Raw genomic sequence first — 19,783 nt, 5'->3', positions numbered from 1 at the left:
TAAAACTCATATCACTAGTTGAAGTAGGTAGACAGGCGAAGCACCGGACCGGTGTGGCGCGCAGGACTCGACGAGAACCGCCAAGGCTATGGCCAAAGGCTTTCAGCTCCTGATCCGCCGTCGATCGCTATACATGGAGTGGTTTACTGCATCCAAGAGAGCAGGGCCCCGCCCGGAAGGACAGGTCACCTGCCGCTTGTACTTAGTGTCATTTGGGTTCGCCTCGCTTGTTTGGGCACTCACTCTTAAATATGCCTGCGTTAGTTAGATGGCCTTACACGCTGTCACGACTCGCGTGTGACATCTGCTGGCCAAAAATTAATATCCAGCCAACTTATGGCGTGAAAATCGAGGAGAGTACGATGCGTATCAGCATCTTTGGTTTGGGTTATGTCGGTGCAGTCTGTGCCGGTTGCCTTTCTGCACGGGGTCATGAAGTTGTCGGTGTGGATATTTCCAGCACCAAGATCGACCTGATCAATAACGGCAAATCGCCCATCGTTGAACCGGGTCTTGAAGACCTGCTGGCGCAAGGTATTCGTACGGGCAAACTGCGTGGCACCACGGACTTCTCCGAGGCTATTCGCGCCACCGATCTGTCGATGATCTGCGTCGGTACACCGAGCAAGAAAAACGGCGACCTGGAACTCGACTTCATCGAATCCGTGTGCCGCGAAATCGGTTACGTGCTGCGTGACAAGACTTCCCGTCACACCATCGTGGTCCGCAGCACCGTACTGCCGGGCACCGTTGCCAATGTCGTCATCCCGATTCTGGAAGACTGCTCCGGCAAGAAAGCTGGCGTGGACTTCGGCGTTGCCGTAAACCCTGAGTTCCTGCGTGAAAGCACCGCGATCAAGGACTACGACCTGCCTCCGATGACCGTCATCGGCGAGTTCGACAAGGCCTCGGGCGACGTTCTGCAATCGCTGTACGAAGAACTGGACGCACCGATCATCCGCAAGGACATCGCCGTTGCCGAAATGATCAAGTACACCTGCAACGTATGGCACGCCACCAAAGTCACCTTCGCCAACGAAATCGGCAACATTGCCAAGGCAGTCGGCGTCGATGGCCGTGAAGTGATGGACGTGGTCTGCCAGGACAAGGCACTGAACCTGTCCCAGTACTACATGCGCCCAGGCTTCGCATTCGGCGGTTCCTGCCTGCCGAAGGACGTGCGCGCCCTGACCTACCGCGCCAGCACGCTGGACGTTGAAGCGCCTCTGCTCAACTCCCTGATGCGTAGCAACGTGTCGCAGGTGCAGAACGCTTTCGACATGGTTGCCAGCTACGACAGCCGCAAGGTTGCACTGCTGGGTCTGAGCTTCAAGGCCGGCACCGACGACCTGCGTGAAAGCCCGCTGGTAGAGCTGGCTGAAATGCTGATCGGCAAGGGCTTCGACCTGAGCATCTTCGACAGCAACGTTGAATACGCACGTGTTCACGGCGCCAACAAAGACTACATCGAATCGAAAATCCCGCACGTTTCCTCGCTGCTGAATTCCGACTTCGATCAGGTCGTAAACGACTCTGACATCATCATCCTGGGCAACCGCGACGAGCGCTTCCGCGTACTCGCCGACAAGACCCCTGAAGGCAAGCGCGTCATCGACCTGGTGGGCTTCATGTCCAAGGCCACCAGTGAAGATGGCCGTGCCGAAGGTATCTGCTGGTAAATCAGCCGCAAGCCACAAGCGCCAAGCTCCAGGCCACTCGTTCAAGCACTGCTTGGGCCTGGGGCTTGAGGCTTGCAACTGACTTAGGGATACAGATTATGCAGAGGCTAAAACACGGCCTTTTACAGGCCGCCGGTTGGCTGTTTTATCTCAGTTTATTAATGGGTATTGCCACGGCATTGCCCACCAGTATCTTCGACTCACAGTCGAAGAACTTTATCTTTCTGATTGGCGCCGTGGGTATCTGGCGTTATTCGATGGGTATTACGCACTTTGTGCGCGGGATGATCTTTCTGTACATCGTTTATCCGCACTTGCGCCGCAAGGTTCAAAAGTTGGGTAAGGCTGCAGATCCGTCCCATGTGTTCCTGATGGTCACCAGCTTTCGTATCGACGCGCTGACCACCGCCCAGGTGTACAGCTCGGTCATTCGTGAAGCGATCAATTGCGGTCTGCCGACCACCATCGTCTGCTCGCTGGTGGAAATGTCCGATGAGCTGCTGGTCAAGGCGATGTGGGCCCGTCTCAACCCGCCGGACCGCGTGAAGCTGGACTTCGTGCGCATCCCAGGCACCGGCAAGCGTGACGGTCTGGCCTACGGTTTCCGTGCCATTTCCCGCCACCTTCCGGATGAGCGTGCGGTCGTTGCGGTAATCGACGGTGACACCGTTCTGAACGAAGGCGTCGTGGCCAAGACCGTGCCGTGGTTTCAGCTGTTCGACAACGTCGGCGGCCTGACCACCAACGAGTTCTGTGAAGTGCGCGGCGGTTACATCATGAGCGAGTGGCACAAGCTGCGTTTCGCTCAGCGTCACATCAACATGTGCTCGATGGCCCTGTCCAAGCGCGTTCTGACCATGACCGGTCGTATGTCGGTCTTCCGCGCCACCGTGGTCACCGACCCCGAGTTCATCGCCGACGTGGAAAGCGACTCGCTCAACCACTGGCGTCTGGGCACGTTCCGGTTCCTGACCGGCGACGACAAATCCAGCTGGTTCAGCCTGATGCGCCTTGGATACGACACCTTCTACGTGCCGGATGCCGCGATCAATACGGTCGAGCACCCGCCCGAGAAGAGTTTCCTCAAGGCCAGCCGCAAGCTGATGTACCGCTGGTACGGCAACAACCTGCGTCAGAACTCGCGTGCGCTGGGCCTGGGTGTTCGTCGCCTTGGCCTGTTCACCAGTGTGGTGCTGTTCGACCAGCGTGTATCGATGTGGACCTCCATCCTCGGTCTGACGGTCGCCATCATCGCCAGCTTCAAGTACGGCGGAGCCTTCCTGCTGATGTACCTGCTGTGGATCGGCATGACCCGCCTGATCCTCACGCTGCTGTTGTCCTTCTCGGGACACAGGATCGGCCCTGCGTACCCCCTGATTCTCTATTACAACCAGATCGTCGGCGCCCTGATGAAGATCTACGTCTTCTTCCGCCTGGACCGCCAGTCCTGGACGCGCCAGGACACCAAACTCAGCCGCGACATGGCCAGCTTTCAGGGTTGGTTCAACACGTGGTCGTCCCGAACCATGACTTTCTCGGCTGGCACCATCTTCGTCGCCGTGCTGTTGACGATGGTTTGACCGGGCCAACGGATTAATCGCTTAAGTAGGAAAATTAGCCATGAATACAGCCGTGAATGCGAACGTCGTACATGAATCCGAAGCCCAGCGCCAACACGCCCGGGTCAAGATCCCTGCCAAGCTGCGCCTGCTGAACGATCAGCCGAACGCCCCGCTGGTGCGCATCGAAGACCTGTCGGCCGGCGGCCTGAGCTTCATCGCCCCGCAGGGTCAGCGCTACACCGCAGGTGAGGTCATCAAGGGCCGCCTGCAGTTTTTGATCGACAACCTCGGTCTGGCCATGGACGTGGAAATGCAGGTCCGTTCGGTCGACAACGCCAGCGGCCGTGTCGGTTGCCAGTTCCAGAATCTGGAAGCCCAGGACATCGCCACACTGCGCCACCTGATCACCTCGCACCTGTCCGGCGACATCGTCAGCCTGGGCGAAGTGCTGGCAACCCTGCAGCGCGACAACTTCACCAAGGCGCGCAAGGTCAAGGGCAACGACGGCGGCATGAGCGCTATGGGTCGCCTGCGTGCAGTCACCTTCAGCCTCGGCATCTTCATCGTCGGTCTGGCAGCGTTCGGTTTTATCTTCAAAACCATCTACGGCCTGTACTTCGTCAGCCACGCCTCGGCCGGTCTGGTCTCGATCCCGAGCATGGACATCACCATGCCGCGCGAAGGCACCGTGCAGAGCCTGGTTCAGCCGAACGGCGAAACCACCAAAGGCGCGCCACTGGCAAGCTTCAACACCAGCATGCTGGAAATGCTCAAAGGCAGCCTGACCGGTGAAGACCTGCAGCCTGCGAAAATCGAAGAGCTGTATGGCAAGCAGATGAGCGGCACCCTGACCAGCCCATGTGACTGCGTCGTGGCTCGCCAGCTGGTCGCCGACGGTCAGTACGCCAGCAAGGGTCAGGTGATCTTCCAACTGGTGCCACGCAACGCACCGGCCACGGTTGAAGCACGCTTCACCTATCGCCAGTTCAACGACGTCAAGCCGGGCACCCGTGTCAGCTTCCAGGTTGCAGGCGAAAACAAACTGCGCACTGGCGAGATCGTCAGCAGCACTAACCTGAGCGACACCGACCTGTCCACCGACATCCGTGTGCAGATCAAGCCTGACGAAAGCCTGAGCAGCTCGCTCGCCGGCCGTCCTGTTGAAGTGGTCAGTGATCGCGGTCCATCCGTGAACTGGCTGATCGACAAAGCCGTGGCCGCGGGTCTGTAATCATGAGCAGCCCATTACGACGCCTGTCGACCCCCACGCTATTGAGCCTCGCCGTCGCGCTCGGCCTGAGCGGCTGTGCCGGCCTGCCTGACCAACGTCTTGCCAATGAAGCCTTGAAAAACGGCGACACTGCATTGGCGGAGCAGAACTATCGGCAGCTGGCGGACCTGGGCTACAGCGATGCACAGGTTGGTCTGGCTGATATCCAGGTCAACACCCGCGACCCTGCCCTGCTCAAGCAGGCGGAAGCCACTTACCGTGCGGCCGCCGAGACTTCGCCACGGGCGCAATCGCGCCTGGGCCGTCTGCTGGCCGCCAAGCCGGACGCCACCGACTCCGAACGCCACGAAGCCGAAACGCTGCTGAAGAAAGCCTTCGCCAATGGTGAGTCCGGCACGCTGGTCCCGCTAGCCATGCTCTATCTGCAATACCCGCACACCTTCCCGGACGTGAATGCGCAGCAGAAGATCAGCCAGTGGCGCGCTGCCGGTTATCCGGAAGCAGGTCTGGCCCAGGTGCTGCTGTATCGCACTCAGGGCACCTATGCCGAGCATCTGGATGAAGTGGAAAGCATCTGCAAGCAGGCGCTGAACACCACTGACATCTGCTACGTCGAACTGGCCACCGTCTACCAGACGCGTGGTCAGGCCGAGCCGCAGGCTGCCTTGATCGAACGCCTGAAAAGCGAACACGCCGCTGGCCGCATCAGCGCTCAGCGTGTGGACAGCGTGGCACGCGTACTGGGCGACTCGACCATCGGCACGCCAGACGAAAAGACTGCCCAGCAATTGCTGGAAGGCATCGCGCCGGGCTATCCCGCTTCGTGGGTCACCCTGGCCAAGCTGCTTTACGACTTCCCCGAACTGGGCGACGTCAACAAGATGATGGAGTACCTGGAAAACGGCCGCGCAGCCGACCAGCCGCGCGCCGAGCTGCTGCTGGGTCGCCTGTACTACGAAGGCAAATGGGTCACGCCCGACGCCTTCAAGGCCGAAGCGCACTTGAAGAAAGCCGCAGCGACGGAAATCTCTGCCCATTACTACCTGGGTCAGATCTACCGCCGCGGCTACCTCGGCCAGGTTTATCCACAAAAAGCCGTGGACGAGTTGCTGACCGCCGCTCGTGGTGGCCAGAACAGCGCCGACTTCGCCCTCGCGCAACTGTTCTCCCAAGGCAAAGGCACCAAGCCTGACCCGGTCAATGCCTGGGTATTCGCCCAACTGGCGCTGACCAGCGAAACACCGCAGGCCACTGAACTGGCCCAGCAACTGAGCACCACACTGCCGCCTGAAAAGCTCGCCGGCGCCAAGGATCTGTTGGCACGTGAGCAAAAAGTCCGGGGCGCAGCCGCCAACCAGAGCGTGATGGCGATGCAGGCCCTGCAAGAAGAAAAAGACGGTGAGGAAGCACTATGAAGTTGAATCCCCTGATGGCCGCCGGCGTGGGCCTTGGCTTCAGCCTGCTGTGGGCGTGCCCGACACTGGCAGCCCTGACCGAACAACAGAATTTCGGCCTGGAAGTGAAAGCCACCGGCCAACTGGAAGACGACCGTGATCTGGGCACCCGTTCGGGCGGCGACGTCAGCGGCCTGGGCCTTGACCTGCGTCCATGGGTGTACGGCGAGCGCGGCAACTGGAGCGGTTACGCCATGGGCCAGGTGGTCACCGCCACCGACACCATTCAGACCGACCCGCTGGAGCAGTCCACCGGCGCAGGCGACGGTCAGACTCAAGTGTCCCGTGGCACCGCCAGCGAGCGCGAAGTCGACAAATCCTACCTGGCACTGCGCGAATTCTGGATCGGCTACAGCGGCTTCACGCCCTACCCCGGCGAGATCCTGAAAGTCGGTCGTCAGCGTCTGCGCAATGACGACGGTCAGTGGCACGACACCAACATCGAAGCCATCAACTGGACCTTCGACACCACGCTGCTGCGTGCCGAAGTGGGCGCTGCACAGCGTTTCAGCGAATACCGCACCGACCTGACCGAACTGGCCCCCGACGATGAAGATCGCCAGCACCTGTTCGGTTCGGCCAGCTACCAGTGGACTCCGGGTCACTGGGCAGGCGTACGTGCGCACTACAGCCACGACGACGGCAAGCTCAAGGATCAGGGTCAGGAACTCGACGACCTGGACAAGACCTCCAACGGCGACCTGACCTGGCTGGGTCTCCAGGCTGACAGCGATGCCTACAACTACCGCAACACCAATCAGCTCAACTACTGGGGCAGCCTGACCTGGCTCAACGGCGACCGTGACGAGATCCGCGTCAACGGCGTGAATGACCAGTACTTTGCCGGTGAGAAGAACAGCCGCGACATGAACGGCTGGGCCACCGACCTGGGCCTGCGTCTGCGTCTGGATCCTCAGTGGCAAGTCGGTGCGGCCTACTCGCGCGCCAGCAAGGATTACGTTCAGAACGGCCTGGAAAGCAACCGTTCGAACTGGACAGGCACCCGCTCGCGTATTCATCGCTTCGGTGAAGCCTTCCAGGGCGAAATGGCCAACGTGGAAACCGGCTCGCTGTTCGCTTCCTGGCAGATGAACGAGGAATACGACGCCTCGCTGATCTACCACAAGTTCCGCCGTGTAGACGGCAACACCGGCATCGGTGGCTCGGGTATCAACGCTGTTCGCGAGAACGGCGACAGCAATACTTTCAGTTCGCTGCCGCTGGAAGACGGTCGCAAGGACCTCGGTCAGGAAATGGACCTGGTCGTGACCAAGTACTTCAAACAGGGCCTGCTGCCAGCCTCGTTGAGCCAGTCCTTCGACGAACCGTCGGCTCTGGTGCGCTTGCGTGCCGGCGTCTTCAAGCCCGGCGACGCGTACCACAACGGCGTGGATGAATACATGCACCGCGCCATTGTCGACGTCATCTGGCGCTTCTGATGCGAACCGCCAAAGGAGTGCCACAGATGAACAGTCAAGCAAGCAACGGGCGTAGCCGCACCTGGCCACACGCCCTGCTGGAAAGCGCCGTGCTGAGCAGCGCGCTGCTGATGGCAAGCGGTGCCGCACTGGCCAACGCGCCTGTCACCCCCGAGGCGCCGAAGGCGGTGGTCAAGGAGCTGCAACAGGCCAAGACCTACACCATCACCAGCCCGCCGACCGCGCCGCTGGAAATGGCCAAGCCGGTGCTGCCCGACCTCAGCGGCTACACCGCCGAGGCGGCGTTGAAAAAGATCGTGCGCAACAAGCCGGGCAAGGTCACTGTTGCCCGGATGATGGAAGAAACCGGCCTGAAGGAATTCATTGGCGGCGACAACAAGATGGCTGAATGGGTGACCCGTCAAAAGGGTATCCCGCAAGCGATCATGATTTCCGACGGCTACGTGAACCTTCAGGACCTGGTCAAGAAGGTGCCCAAGCAGTTTCTGAATGAAGTGTCGCCAGGCGTCTACGTGGCGCGTCTGCCGATCCTGGTCAAGGAAACCGGCATCTTCGAGATCGACAGCAAGACCAGGGAATTGCGTCTGTCTCAGGAGAAAGGCTCGTTCATCGTCAGCGAAGGCAAAATGCTGATTACCCACACCCAGGTCAACGCCTGGAGTGAGACCCGCAACGGCCTGGCGACCTATCGCAAGCCTGACGAGTTTCGCCCGTTCGTGCTGACCTGGGGTGGCTCGGAAACCTGGATCGCCAACACCAAAATGGCGAGCATGGGCTACGACCAGAGCAAGTCCTACGGCATCAGTATTTCCCAGTACACGCCGAACACCGCGAAGATCCTCAAGCGTGCCGAACCGACCGGCTGGATCATCGATTCGGAATTCTCGGACATGTGGTACGGCTTCTACTGCTACGAGACACGTGATTTCGTGGTCAAGGGCAACACCTACCGCGACAACATCGTCTACGGCATTGACCCGCACGACCGTTCCCACGGCCTGATCATCGCCGAGAACGACGTTTACGGGACCAAGAAGAAGCACGGGATCATCATTTCCCGGGAAGTCGACAACAGCTTCATCTTCCGCAACAAGAGCCATGACAACAAGTTGTCCGGCGTGGTTCTGGACCGTAACAGCGTCGGCAACATCGTCGCCTACAACGAGATCTATCAGAACCACACCGACGGCATCACCCTGTACGAAAGCGGCAACAACCTGCTGTGGGGCAACCGTGTGATTGCCAACCGCCGCCACGGTATCCGCGTGCGTAACAGCGTGAACATCAAGCTGTACGAAAACATCGCCACCGGTAACGGGCTGATGGGCGTCTACGGCCACATCAAGGACCTGAGCGATACCGACCGCGACATCGAGCTCGATCCGTTCGACGCTCAGGTGTCGCTGATCATGGTCGGCGGCGAACTGGCCAGCAACGGCTCCGGCCCGCTGTCCATCGACTCGCCCCTGAGTGTCGAGCTGTATCGCGTCTCGATGCTGGCCCCGACCAAGGAAGTCGGCATCAGCCTCAACGGCATCCTGGGCGAGCGCCAGAACGAGATCCTCGACCTGCTGGTACGCCAGAAGAAAGCCGTATTGATCGACCCCGTCGAAAGCCAGACCGAGCTGCGGGAATGAGGAAGGGTATTGTTATGCACGCACATTTGATCAAGCTGTTGAGCCTGTCCAGCCTCACCGCCGCGCTGATGGCCGCCGCCGGTGTCGCTCGGGCCGACGACTCGCAGGCGCCGACCTTTACCGCCGAGCCCTGCTGCAGCCTGTGCCCGGCTGCGCACGACGCGAAGAACTACACCACGCGCTATCAGCAGAACTTCACCACGCTGGTACAGGCCGAAGGCGACTGGCTGTTCCGTACTCAGGAAGACCTGCGTACCGAATTCGACACCACGCCTGCCGGCTACCGTCGCATGAAAGAACTGCATGACGCGTTCAAGAGCAAGGGTGTCGAGCTGGTGGTGGTCTATCAGCCGACGCGCGGCCTGGTGGATCGCAACAAACTGTTCCCGGCCGAACGCGACAAGTACGACTACGACAAGGCGCTGAAAAACTATCAGGCCATGCTCGGTCGCTTCAGCAAGATGGGCTACTGGGTACCTGACCTGTCACCGCTCACCAACGAGCAGCAGGCGCACGACTTCTACTTCCGCGGCGACCAGCACTGGACGCCTTATGGCGCACAACGCACGGCGAAGATCGTGGCCGAGACCGTCAAGAAAGTCCCGGGCTACGCGGACATTCCCAAGCGCGAGTTCGAAAGCCACATTTCCGGACGCATGGGCAAGACCGGCACCCTGCACAACATGGCAGGCCAGTTGTGCGGCACCAGCTACGCGATCCAGTACATGGACCAGTTCAGCACCGAGCCGAAAGGCGAAGCCGGTGACGGCGATCTGTTCGGCGATTCCGGCAACCCGGAAATCACCCTGGTCGGCACCAGCCACAGTGGCAAGAACTACAACTTCGGCGGCTTCCTGCAGGAATACCTCAGCGCGGACGTGCTGAACGTGGCGTTCCCCGGCGGTGGTCTGGAAGGTTCGATGCTGCAGTACCTGGGCAGCGAAGACTTCCAGAAGCGTCCGCCGAAAATTCTCATCTGGGAATTCTCGCCGCTGTATCGCCTCGATCAGGAAACCATCTATCGCCAGATGATGGCGCTGCTGGACAACGGTTGCGAAGGCAAGCCGGCGGTCATGAGCGCCAGCACCACCCTGAAGCCGGGCAACAACGAAGTGCTGGTCAACGGCAAGAACGGCATCAAGGACATTCGTAACGGCAGCAACCAGATCGATATCCGCTTCGACGACACCTCCGTGAAAGTCCTTCAGGCCAGGCTCTGGTACATGAACGGTCGCCACGAAGACCTGAAAATCGAAAAACCGGAAACCTCTGACACCGATGGACGTTTCGCCTTTGAATTGCGCGAAGACGAGGACTGGGCTGATCAGCAGTTGCTGGCCCTCGAAATCCAGGGACCGGAAGCAGGAGCAGAACCACAGAAAGTCGAAGCGAAAGTATGCAAACGCAACGTGTTCCCGAGCGCTGCGAAACACACCGCTCAAGCCGGACTATGAGGTGACTTATGCAGACTCCGAAACTGATACGCCCTACCCTGCTGTCGATGGCAATCCTGTCATCGATGGCCTGGGCCATGGGTGCATCCGCAGCCGCGACACTGGTCCCACCCAAGGGTTATGACGCACCGATCGAAAAAATGAAGACCGGTGATCACAACTTTACCTGTGATGCCATTCCCAAGCCGTACACCGACAAACTGGTGTTTCGCAGCAAGTACGAAGGCTCTGACAAGGCTCGCGCCACGCTGAACCTGAAATCCGAAGAAGCGTTTCGCGATGCGACCAAGGACATCACCACCCTTGAACGCGGCGTCAGCAAAGTCGTGATGCAGTACATGCGCGACGGTCGTCCCGAGCAGCTCGACTGTGCGTTGAACATGATGACCACGTGGGCCAAGGCCGATGCGCTTGAATCCCGCGAGTTCAACCACACCGGCAAGTCGATGCGCAAATGGGCGCTGGGCAGCATGTCGTCGGCGTACCTGCGGCTGAAATTCTCCGAGTCCAAACCGCTGGCCAACCGTCAGCAGGACGCGCAGATCATCGAAGCCTGGTTCAGCAAACTGGCTGATCAGGTCGTCAGCGACTGGAGCAATCTGCCGCTGGAAAAAATCAACAACCACTCGTACTGGGCCGCCTGGTCAGTGATGGCAACAGCCGTCGCGACCAATCGTCAGGACCTGTTCGACTGGGCAGTGAAGGAATTCAAGGTTGCCGCCAATCAGGTGGACAAGGACGGTTTCCTGCCGAACGAAATGAAGCGCCGTCAACGCGCCCTTTCGTACCACAACTATGCCCTGCCGCCACTGGCCATGATCGCCAGCTTCGCCCAGGCCAACGGTGTGGATCTGCGTCCGGAAAACAACGGCGCCTTGAAGCGACTGGCCGATCGCGTGCTGGCCGGGGTGAAAGATCCTTCGATGTTTGCCGAGCACAACGGCGAAAAACAGGACATGACGGACCTGAAGAAGGACCCGAAATTCGCCTGGCTGGAACCGTTCTGCGCGCTCTACACCTGCAACGCCGAAACGCTTGAAGAGAAACATGAAAAGCAGCCGTTCAAGACGTTCCGTCTGGGCGGCGACCTGACCAAGGTCTACGACCCGTCCCATGAAAAAGGTGACAAGGACGGTTCCTGATTCGGTGACGTAATGCTTTGAGTGGCGGGAGCTGATTCATCGGCTCCCAGAGTGATTCACCCCCCTGTTTTCGATGGGGGGTTTGGGGGGGCTTTGGGCCCTTGAATGTTGGACAAACGGAGAGATAAGGATGGTTTTCTCATCCAACGTGTTCCTGTTCCTGTTCTTGCCGATCTTCCTCGGCTTGTACTACCTGAGCGGGCAACGCTATCGCAATCTGCTGCTGCTGATCGCCAGCTACATCTTCTACGCCTGGTGGCGTGTGGACTTCCTGGCGCTGTTCATCGGCGTGACGGTCTGGAACTACTGGATCGGCCTCCAGGTGGGCGCAGCAGGCGTGCGGACCAAACCGGCACAGCGCTGGCTGCTGCTCGGTGTGGTCGTGGACCTCGGCATTCTGGGCTACTTCAAGTACGCGAACTTCGGCGTGGACAGCATCAACGCGGCCATGACCTCCATGGGTCTGGAACCGTTCATCCTGACGCACGTGCTGTTGCCGATCGGTATCTCGTTCTACGTGTTCGAGTCCATCAGCTACATCATCGACGTGTATCGCGGCGACACCCCGGCAACCCGCAACCTGATCGATTTTGCGGCGTTCGTGGCGATCTTCCCGCACCTGATCGCAGGTCCCGTGTTGCGCTTCCGTGACCTGGCCGACCAGTTCAACAACCGCACGCACACACTGGACAAGTTCTCCGAAGGCGCCACGCGCTTCATGCAGGGCTTCATCAAGAAAGTGTTCATCGCCGACACCCTCGCGGTTGTGGCGGATCACTGCTTCGCCCTGCAGAACCCGACCACAGGCGATGCCTGGCTCGGCGCACTGGCGTACACCGCACAGCTGTATTTCGACTTCTCCGGTTACAGCGACATGGCTATCGGCCTGGGTCTGATGATGGGTTTCCGCTTCATGGAAAACTTCAAGCAGCCCTACATCAGCCAGTCGATCACCGAGTTCTGGCGTCGCTGGCACATCAGCCTGTCCACCTGGCTGCGTGACTACCTGTACATCACCCTGGGCGGCAACCGTGGCGGCAAGTTCGCGACCTACCGCAACCTGTTCCTGACCATGCTGCTGGGCGGTCTCTGGCACGGCGCCAACGTCACCTACATCATCTGGGGTGCCTGGCACGGCATGTGGCTGGCAATCGAGAAAGCGCTGGGCATCAACACCAAGCCTTACAGCTTCAACGTGATCCGCTGGGCACTGACTTTCCTGCTGGTGGTGATTGGCTGGGTGATCTTCCGCGCAGAAAACCTGCACGTGGCGGGCCGCATGTACGGCGCCATGTTCAGCTTCGGCGAATGGCAACTGTCCGAGCTCAACCGTGCAAGCCTCACTGGCCTGCAAGTGGCGACGCTGGTTCTGGCCTACGCAACCCTGGCGTTCTTCGGTCTGCGTGACTTCTACCAGAACCGTCAGGCCGACGATGGCAAGAGCGCCAAGGCCGACGGCCCTGCGACTGCCCAACCGGGCACCATCAAGGCCGTTCCTGGCGACGCGCCCGGCAGCCTGCATCTGCCTGGCTACACCGTGGGCAGCGAAGCGCAGGTGCAACCGGCCTACTGGGTTGCCGACTGGCCCCGCTACGCCATGCGCGCACTGATCCTGCTGCTGTTCGTTGCTTCGATTCTCAAACTTTCGGCGCAGAGCTTCTCGCCGTTCCTTTACTTCCAGTTCTGAGGAGCCTGACATGACCCGTTCATTACGAATCCTCTACATCGCCATCTTCCTGGGTCTGCTGTTGATCCTGGGCGCCTGGTCGCTGCGCAGCTTCAGCACGTTCTCGACTTCGGCCGAGACCACCGTGCTCAACGGCAAGTGGACCAAGGCGGCGGAAACCCATTACGACGATGAGTTTCCGATCAAGCGCCTGGGCACCAACCTCTGGGCGGCGCTGGATTACAAGCTGTTCAACGAAGGCCGTCCCGGCGTCGTGCTCGGCAAGGACCAGTGGCTGTACACCGATGAAGAGTTCGATGCCGTTGCCAACGGTGAGCAGAACGAAGCGGACAACCTGGCGTTGATCCAGGGCGTACGTGACGCGCTGGAAAAACAGGGCACCAAACTGGTTCTGGCGATCGTTCCGGCCAAGACCCGTCTGTACCCGGAACACATCGGCGACACCAAGCCTGCCAGCCTGCACGCCGATCTGTATCAGCAGTTCCACGCGCAGGTCGCCAAGGCCGGGATCTTCGCTCCCGACCTGCTGGCACCCTTGCAGGCGGCCAAGCAGAAGGGCCAGGTTTTCCTGCGCACCGATACGCACTGGACGCCGATGGGCGCCGAAGTGGCTGCGCAGCAACTGGGCGTCGCCATCGCCCAGAAAACGCCGCTGGAAGGCGAGCCCGAACAGTTCGTCACTCAGGCCAAGGGCAGCGAGTCGTACAAGGGTGACCTGACCACGTTCCTGCCGCTGGATCCGCTGTTCAGCAACATGCTGCCAAAGCCTGACGAGCTGCAGCAACGCAGCACCGATCCGGTCCAGGGCGAAGCCGCTGGCGATGATGCCCTGTTCGCAGACAGCGATATTCCGGTCGGTCTGGTCGGCACCAGCTACAGCGCCAACCCGAACTGGAACTTTGTCGGGGCGTTGAAAGAAGCCCTGCGCAGCGACGTCGTCAACTACGCCGAAGACGGCCATGGCCCGATCCTGCCGATGCTCAAGTACCTGCAGACCGACGCCTTCAAGAACACCCCGCCACAAGTGGTCATCTGGGAATTCCCGGAGCGCTACCTGCCGGCTCACAACGACCTTGGCGAGTTCGATCAGCAGTGGATCGCCGAGCTGAAAAAATCGCGAAATACCCAAGATAACGTGGCGTTGAACGCCAACCCATCCGAGTCGCCCAACCGGGCGCAAAACTGAGAGGACTGACTCATGACCCAACACACGACTGCAAACCGTTCGAACAAGAACCGTTTCTTCAAAACCTGCGCACTGGCCGCAGGCCTGGGCCTGATGTCCCTGCAAGCCTTCGCAGGTGACTCAGCCCTGTACGGCCCGACCGCTCCGAAAGGCTCGACCTTCGTGCGTGTCTACAACGCCAGCAACGCTGAAATCAGCGCCAGCGTCGGTAACACCAACATGAACGAAGTCGCGCCACTGGGCAGCACCGCGTTCAGCTTCATGCCACAGGGCGATTACACCGCCAAGCTGGGCAGCCAGAGCGTGCCGGTGAAACTGGCAGGCGATCACTATTACACCCTGGTCAACAACGCCAGCGGCAAACCGCAACTGATCGAAGAACCACCGTTCAAGAACAAGCAGAAATCCCTGGTTCGCGTGCAGAACCTCAGCGACAAGGCACTGACCCTGAAAACCGCCGACGGCAAGACCGATGTGGTCAAGGCTGTGGCAGCCAAGGGCACCGGCGAGCGTGAAATCAATCCGGTCAAAGTCAGTCTGGCGCTGTACGACGGCGACAAGAAAGTCACCGATGTGAAACCTGTGGCCCTGGAACGTGGCGAAGCCGCTGTTCTGTACATCACCGGCAGTGGCAGCAGCCTCTCGCCAGTGTGGGTCAAGCCACCGGTAGCAACCCGCTAAAGGACAAAGCTGGCCGGTTCATGGCAATGGCCTGAACCGGCCGGTGCGGCACAAGAAAAAGACAGAAACGACAGACAGCACGTACAGCCCATATTGAATGCTATTGGAGAAATAAAATGATTCCAGTGATCTTGTCAGGTGGTAGCGGTTCACGACTCTGGCCGCTTTCGCGCAAGCAATTCCCTAAACAGTTCCTGGCATTGACCGGCGACCAGACCCTGTTCCAGCAAACACTGCAGCGTCTGGTGTTCGACGGCATGCAGGAGCCGATCGTGGTCTGCAACAAGGAGCACCGTTTCATCGTCAGCGAGCAACTCGCGGCCCTGAAACTGGAAACCCAGGCGATTCTCATGGAACCGTTCGGCCGCAACACTGCGCCGGCCGTGGCCCTGACCGCCATGAAACTGGTCAACGAAGGTAACGATGGCCTGATGCTGGTGCTGCCGGCCGACCACGTGATCGAAGACCAGAAAGCCCTGCAACGCGCGCTGGCACTGGCAACCGTGGCCGCCGAGCGTGGCGAAATGGTGCTGTTCGGCGTACCGGCGAACAAGCCGGAAACCGGTTACGGCTACATCAAATCCACCGCTGACGCGCTGCTGCCCGAAGGCGTGAGCCGCGTGTCGCAATTCGTCGAAAAGCCTGACGAAAAACGCGCCAACGAGTTCGTCGAAGCCGGTGGTTACTACTGGAACAGCGGCATGTTCCTGTTCCGTGCCAGCCGCTTCCTGGAAGAGCTGAAAAAGCACGATCCGGACATCTACGACACCTGCCTGCTGACCCTGGAGCGCAGCGTTCACGATGGCGACGCCGTTGAAATCGATGCCTCCACTTTCGCTTGCTGCCCGGACAACTCCATCGACTACGCCGTGATGGAAAAAACCCAGCGCGCTTGCGTCGTGCCGCTGTCGGCAGGCTGGAGCGATGTCGGCTGCTGGTCGTCGCTGTGGGAAGTGAACGCCAAGGATGCCAACGGCAACGTCACCAAGGGCGACGTCGTGATCCAGGACAGCCGCAACTGCATGATCCACGGCAATGGCAAACTGGTGTCGGTGATCGGTCTGGACAACATCGTGGTCGTCGAAACCAAGGACGCCATGATGATTGCCCACAAGGACAAGGTCCAGGGCGTCAAGCAGATGGTCAACACCCTGAACGAACAGGGCCGTACCGAAACCCAGAACCACCTCGAAGTGTACCGTCCATGGGGTTCGTATGACTCCGTGGACATGGGCGGCCGCTTCCAGGTCAAGCGTATCTCGGTCAAGCCGGGCGCGTGCCTGTCGCTGCAGATGCACCACCACCGCGCCGAGCACTGGATCGTGGTATCCGGCACTGCGCAGGTAACCTGTGACGAGAACGTGTTCCTGCTGACCGAGAACCAGTCCACCTACATCCCGATCGCTTCGGTCCATCGCCTGAAAAACCCGGGCAAGATTCCATTGGAAATCATCGAAGTCCAATCGGGCAGCTACCTGGGCGAAGACGACATCGAGCGTTTCGAAGACGTCTACGGCCGCTCGGGCGCGCTGGAAGCCGGTGTGAAAACGCAGACGATTGCGCGTTGATCAGCGGTTAGCGAAAAAGCGGTAGAACACCGGCCCCCGTCACTGTCTTGCATATCCCATCCGCAAGACAGTGGCGGGGGCTTTTTAGTTGCTGCGATTCTTCGTTGCGGAAAACTCATGCACCGGGCCGGAAGGGCCGCGAGATCTGCAAAACAAGGCATGAACCTGATCATAGGCAGGTACCTGTTTCAATAACTTGCTCAATGGCACTGACTTTCCTGGTTTGACGATCAGCACATCGTGATAATTTTCAACGTGCTGGATCGATGAGGTTGAAATCGCAGGCTTGCGATTCAACAATTGTGAGTGGTAAAGACCGTTAGCAAGTTTACTGTCGAAAGCCGATGAGTAGGCGATTTCATAATCGCGTGACTCCATACCGCACTCAATGACCTCCACAGGAGCGACCTGAAGCTTTCTCGATTGAAATCGGTACAGTTCGCTTCGAGATGCGGACAGCAGATTGTCTGGAGGCGCGTAAAAACCAAGTTTGATGGGTGCGTTATAAATCTTGTGCACCGGGGATCGCAGCCTTCCATGCCCGTGGATAATAAGATCCTTTTTAGCGACGGGACTGTGTGACTCAAATTGTTTTATCGTGAAGTCTGGATAATCCAAAGTGACGTATTTTTTATAACCGGCTGGCCTGAGCGCGAATCTTGAAGTACTTCCAGTTGCTTCCGATGCGCTGTTTCTGGCATCCCGCGCGTTGCTTGGCAGTAGGGGCACAGTCGGCAAAGGCTGAGGATCAGCCCCAAGTAGTTCTGGATCATTTACATCGTTTGGCTGAGTGCCACATCTATCCTGGTGGCACATCGGATTATTTTTAACCATACGGTACAGATTCAACCCATCCACGTCCCCCGCCGGATCCGGAGTGATCCATCGCTGCAACCACGGTGCGTAATACCTCAACCCGTAGTAATACAGCCCTGTCACGTCCCGCTCCTTGCCGGAGTAGCGCACGGTCTTGTAACTCGCTTCAATGGCACTGCGCGCCGCCCACCATGAGGTGCCACCGAACGGGTAGTAACTTTCCTGACTGATCAGGTGCGCCTGCTCATCAAGCTCCAGCGTGCCGGAGCCCAGATGGTCGTTCAGCGTGTAGCGGATCGAATCGTTATCGAGGCTGTCCGGCTGGCCAGCTTCCCAATGCAACACCCGCACGCCGCTGCGTCCGGCCTGACCTGTGATGACGTACAGCATTTCGCGAGTGGCCGTGTTGGTGCGGATTTCCAGTCCTGGCAAGTAACGCACTTCGGCTCGATGGACCACGGACCCTGCCTGAGTCACACGTACTTTGCGTACACGCTGGCCGCTGGCGTCGTAACGGTAATGCTCGCTGTCGTCTTCACCGGCTTTACGTATCACCGGGCGCACATCCTGCAACTGGTTGCGTCGATCCCAGCTCAGGTTCTGTCCTGCTTGCAGCGCTAACAGATTGCCATTTGCGTCGAACGCGCGGGCTATTTCCTCTTCACCGGGTGGCAGATTGTCGATGACCGGCAGGCTGCGATTACTCCGCCTGGCCATAGCCATCGTTTGCGAATGGGACTGTGCGCCAACGTGGGTGAACTGCAGCAGATTGCCACCCGCATCATAACGATAGGTTTGCGTGTAATTGGCCAGTTGCGCAGGATCGGGCGGGCTCTGAAAAACCGGGAAAGTCGGTCCTTGTTTGACGGTTGCGGCCTCTCGGCCTGTTGCCTCGACCAATTGATATAGGGTGTCGTACCGATACGTCGACACCGGATCGATACGTTGATTGGCGTAATACTTGGTCGGCTGAGCGCAGTCTTCGATGCGCAGGACATTGCCAACCGCATCATAGGCGTACAGCAGATTCTGCAACAACGCTCCATGGGCATCTGTTGCTTTCAGTTGCAGAAGCCGACCGTCTTCGCTGCGATAAACCGCCGTGCTCACCACACCATTGCCTGCTGTCTCTGACACAACGCGGTTCTGAGCGTCGTAGCGGATATCGCTGACCAGTGTCTTCTCCGACTCGTCCCCAAGCTGCAATCGGCTGGCCTTTAGCTGACCGGCGACCGTCTGGTCCAGGAAGTGAACACTGCCCAAGGCATCGGTCCGCTGTATGACCTCGCCCAACGGGCTATAAAGCCAATGTGTGATTGCGTCGTTGTCGACCTCCAGCAAGGCGTTACGCTCAGGAATTGATTCAGACCAGTCCGGGCTGTCGAGGTCACGCAGAAAATGCCTGGTTTGCGCTATCACAGTACCGGTCAGACCGAACTCGCCGTTCAACCGGGTGCCTGCCGGATCATCGTGGCGATTCAACTGACCACACAGGTTCCGCGCTGCCAGGTCAGGTCCGCCATAAAGCAGGCGTTCCACACAGCGCTGGTCTTCAAACACAGCCGTCGGCCTGAGCAGCGCATCGTACTGCATGCGTCGTACCGTCTTTCGACCGTCCCAGACGTATATCGGCTGCTCACTCTCTCCTGGCAACACGACGCGCCAACCGGTATCAACGCTGTCGGTCGACAGAACAGAACCGCTCAGCGAATGCCTGGAAATTACATTGGCCGCGGCCTGAACAGCCCACAAGCGAGCGTCCCAGCGTTCAACCAGACGACCTGCGGTATCGAACGCAGAGCGGTCAACACGGATCTCCGGCTTATCGGCAGCGTTCAGGCGAAAGAATGCAGCCGAACGGACAGGCATCCCACGAGGGTCCGTCACCTGCAAGGTGGGCGTATAGCAATGTAACGAGGTGTTTGCTGTATTCACGGCCGAGTCGTCCTTGAAGGACCTTTTCATAGTTTAGGTGTTCTGGACGATTACACCGGCGAGGAAGAAGAAACGATCACGCAATGGAGAAGTGGACATCGTGATCCTCAATGCCCTCATGGCCCCCTTCAAACACAGCAAGGAGCTGCCGACGGCCTCAGCGAGAAATAAGTCATATCCGGCGTAATGCCTATCGTCTGCCACTGTTATTTCTGTCAGTAGCCAGAAGTTCTCACTCTGCATAACTTTATCGGTTAGTCAGCCAAACCGTCCGCAAGTATCAACTATGGGCAAAGGCAAAAATCACAGGCG

At 59.2% G+C, this 19,783-nt stretch carries 13 protein-coding genes; 12 read left to right on the top strand and 1 reads right to left on the bottom strand.

What is annotated here, in order from left to right; all coding sequences use genetic code 11:
* Positions 1–362: 362 nt before the first annotated feature.
* The 12 genes from AO065_RS06600 to AO065_RS06545 all read left to right on the top strand — a co-directional run bounded on the left by AO065_RS06600 (position 363) and on the right by AO065_RS06545 (position 16,720).
* Positions 363–1,679, top strand: coding sequence for a nucleotide sugar dehydrogenase (locus AO065_RS06600; protein WP_004886229.1), 1,317 nt, complete (start codon positions 363–365; stop codon positions 1,677–1,679).
* Between the two features lie 98 nt (positions 1,680–1,777).
* Positions 1,778–3,259, top strand: a complete 1,482-nt coding sequence (alg8, locus tag AO065_RS06595; protein WP_025994639.1) for a mannuronan synthase — start codon at positions 1,778–1,780, stop codon at positions 3,257–3,259.
* Between the two features lie 40 nt (positions 3,260–3,299).
* Positions 3,300–4,472, top strand: a complete 1,173-nt coding sequence (locus AO065_RS06590; protein ID WP_004886234.1) for an alginate biosynthesis protein Alg44 — start codon at positions 3,300–3,302, stop codon at positions 4,470–4,472.
* A 2-nt stretch (positions 4,473–4,474) separates the two neighbouring features.
* On the top strand, positions 4,475–5,887 hold the full coding sequence (gene algK, locus AO065_RS06585; RefSeq protein WP_032652059.1) for an alginate biosynthesis TPR repeat lipoprotein AlgK: 1,413 nt from the start codon (positions 4,475–4,477) through the stop codon (positions 5,885–5,887).
* On the top strand, positions 5,884–7,365 hold the full coding sequence (locus AO065_RS06580; RefSeq protein ID WP_004886241.1) for an alginate export family protein: 1,482 nt from the start codon (positions 5,884–5,886) through the stop codon (positions 7,363–7,365). The genes algK and AO065_RS06580 overlap by 4 nt, the downstream gene beginning before the upstream one ends.
* 26 nt (positions 7,366–7,391) lie before the next feature.
* Entirely contained in the window at positions 7,392–9,002 is a 1,611-nt protein-coding gene (gene algG / locus AO065_RS06575) for a mannuronan 5-epimerase AlgG (protein ID WP_004886245.1), read from the top strand.
* Positions 9,003–9,016: 14 nt separating this feature from the next.
* Positions 9,017–10,456: an alginate O-acetyltransferase AlgX-related protein gene (locus AO065_RS06570; RefSeq protein WP_004886247.1), complete on the top strand. Its 1,440-nt coding sequence runs from the start codon at positions 9,017–9,019 to the stop codon at positions 10,454–10,456.
* A gap of 8 nt (positions 10,457–10,464) precedes the next feature.
* A complete protein-coding gene (locus tag AO065_RS06565) occupies positions 10,465–11,598 on the top strand; it encodes a mannuronate-specific alginate lyase (protein ID WP_004886251.1) in 1,134 nt (377 codons plus the stop codon).
* 130 nt (positions 11,599–11,728) lie between these two features.
* Complete coding sequence (locus AO065_RS06560; protein WP_004886255.1) at positions 11,729–13,285, top strand: MBOAT family O-acyltransferase; 1,557 nt, start codon at positions 11,729–11,731, stop codon at positions 13,283–13,285.
* A 10-nt stretch (positions 13,286–13,295) separates the two neighbouring features.
* Positions 13,296–14,471, top strand: coding sequence for an alginate O-acetyltransferase (locus AO065_RS06555; RefSeq protein ID WP_004886258.1), 1,176 nt, complete (start codon positions 13,296–13,298; stop codon positions 14,469–14,471).
* A gap of 12 nt (positions 14,472–14,483) precedes the next feature.
* Positions 14,484–15,152, top strand: coding sequence for an alginate O-acetyltransferase AlgF (locus tag AO065_RS06550; protein WP_004886260.1), 669 nt, complete (start codon positions 14,484–14,486; stop codon positions 15,150–15,152).
* 116 nt (positions 15,153–15,268) lie between these two features.
* Positions 15,269–16,720, top strand: coding sequence for a mannose-1-phosphate guanylyltransferase/mannose-6-phosphate isomerase (locus AO065_RS06545; RefSeq protein ID WP_004886262.1), 1,452 nt, complete (start codon positions 15,269–15,271; stop codon positions 16,718–16,720).
* Positions 16,721–16,804: 84 nt separating this feature from the next.
* On the opposite strand, the gene AO065_RS06540 is transcribed toward AO065_RS06545, so the two are convergent.
* A complete protein-coding gene (locus AO065_RS06540) occupies positions 16,805–19,471 on the bottom strand; it encodes an RHS repeat domain-containing protein (RefSeq protein ID WP_100225939.1) in 2,667 nt (888 codons plus the stop codon).
* Between the last annotated feature and the right edge of the window lie 312 nt (positions 19,472–19,783).

Origin of the sequence: Pseudomonas viridiflava, from assembly GCF_001642795.1 — a bacterium.
Taxonomy (GTDB): domain Bacteria; phylum Pseudomonadota; class Gammaproteobacteria; order Pseudomonadales; family Pseudomonadaceae; genus Aquipseudomonas; species Aquipseudomonas viridiflava.
Note: the sequence above shows the minus strand (reverse complement) of the source record. Positions and strands in the feature narration are given on the sequence as shown.